This is a genomic window from Virgisporangium aliadipatigenens, assembly GCF_016863615.1.
Lineage (GTDB): Bacteria > Actinomycetota > Actinomycetes > Mycobacteriales > Micromonosporaceae > Virgisporangium > Virgisporangium aliadipatigenens.
In genome coordinates, this window is the sequence record NZ_BOPF01000093.1 from 1 (window position 1) to 1,662 (window position 1,662).

The 1,662-nt window shown below is 68.5% G+C and carries 2 protein-coding genes; both read right to left on the reverse strand.

The annotated features are described in order from the left end of the window. The coding region (locus Val02_RS46895; protein ID WP_203905877.1) for a hypothetical protein at positions 1-254 on the reverse strand (254 nt) is incomplete at its 3' end. Next, the gene (locus Val02_RS46900; RefSeq protein WP_203905878.1) at positions 251-1,216 is read right to left on the reverse strand and encodes a DUF6197 family protein; all 966 of its coding nucleotides are present in this window, start codon (positions 1,214-1,216) and stop codon (positions 251-253) included. The genes Val02_RS46895 and Val02_RS46900, both read right to left, overlap by 4 nt. Positions 1,217-1,662 lie beyond the last annotated feature (446 nt).

Consider the following 1,662-nt stretch of genomic DNA (forward strand, 5'->3'; position numbering starts at 1 on the left):
AGCCGGGCAGCGATGTCCGCCCACGAGTAGCCGAAGTCGTAAAGCCCAACGACCGCGACCCGCACCGCCGTGTCCACTTCGGACACCAGATCCGTGAGGCCCGTCAGGGCTTCCACGTCACCGTTACCGACACGGCGGCCGTAGGCCCGCACCATCCGACGCACCATCGCGCCGTAGGCGTCGTTCTCCACCTGACGCTTGGCCCGCTTACGCGGTTTCGGCGTCAAGCCGGGCTTGCCGGTGTTCTTGCTCATTCGGCACCGCCGGGGAAATCCACGGCCGCCACCTCGGCACACGAGATAGACCCGCCGAAGCCGTTCGCACAGAACGGGTAGCCGCCCGGTGCGCCGCAGAGCTGGCACGCGCCACCCTGCTCCTGGACGTCCAACTCGTAGGAGTCGAGCTGCGGGTCGTCGGCACCATCGGTGAGCCCGAACGCGTCCGCGATGAAGTACTCCCGTTCGAGGCTGTCAACAACCTCTACGTTGGCCCAGCGTCCACAGTGGACACACTGGAATACCCGGCTGACGTAGACATCCGCATCAGGACCAGGGACCAGCGCCACGCTCGGCGACGACGGGCACTCCGCCATCGACGTGCCGCAGCATTCCGGGCCGGGAACCGGACCCAGGTAGATCCGCTCCCACAGGTCCGCCGCCGCCAACACGACCGCACGCACCTGGTCGTAGGTGCGGCCCCGGGCGTCGTTGAACCCGTACGCCGTCATCGGGTTGCCGTTGTCGTCCCCGTCCGGGAACCGATCGACCAGGTAGCGCTCCAGCCACGCCATCGCGGCCTCGAACTCCCCGAACCCGGGGTGCTCGAACTGCAACGCCGGGGCGTCGAACCGCTCGCCGTAGCAGACCATCCCGAGCCCGGCCACGATGCACGCCGGCGGGAACAGCACCGCAGCGGTGCGGTCGTAGTAGTCGCCCTGGTTCCAGCCGTACCGGTCCGTGTACAGGACCATGTCCCGCAGCGTGTTCGCCGGGGTGAACCCGACCTCCGACACGGACTCCTCCGCGTCGTCGTGCAGTTCCGGCGCCGAAGCGCAGGTGCCGCACTCGGGATCGGCCGAACCGCCGAAGACGAACGCTCCGCCGCAGCTCTGGCAGTTGGTGAACCAGCACGGCTCGTCCGGCAGGTGCCACGACCTACAGGTCGGGCAGTCCTCACCGACCGGCAGGTCGATCGAGGTGTGTTGGGTAGGCTGCATGATGCCGCCTCCTTTCGTTGAAGGGGTTTCAGGTGGCTTGTGGCCGGCGGCAGCGGTCGCTTTCCACGGCGTTGGCCGTTGCCGTCGGTTCGGTTGGGTTGGTGCGTCTGTAGAGGTGTTCCTGACAGGCCGCGCAGTCCCGCCGCTCAGTGCGGAAACGCTCGCCGGTCACTGCCCCGGTGACGTACCGGTTGCAGATGTGTGGGTACGGTTCGCTCGCGGTCACGGGACGCCCGAGAACGCGACTGGCGGCCAGCCACACACCACGTGTAGGTGTCGGGTCGGTCGCCACGGCTCAGTGCCGGTGGGTGACCTGGACGACCGTCACGCAGCCGCCGATCAGCGACGCCAGGCCGACGATCGCGGCGACGCCGAGGACGCCCTTGCCGAGGTCCGCGATCGGACCGAACGACATCCCGGCCACCGCGAGGTACAGCGCCCGGACC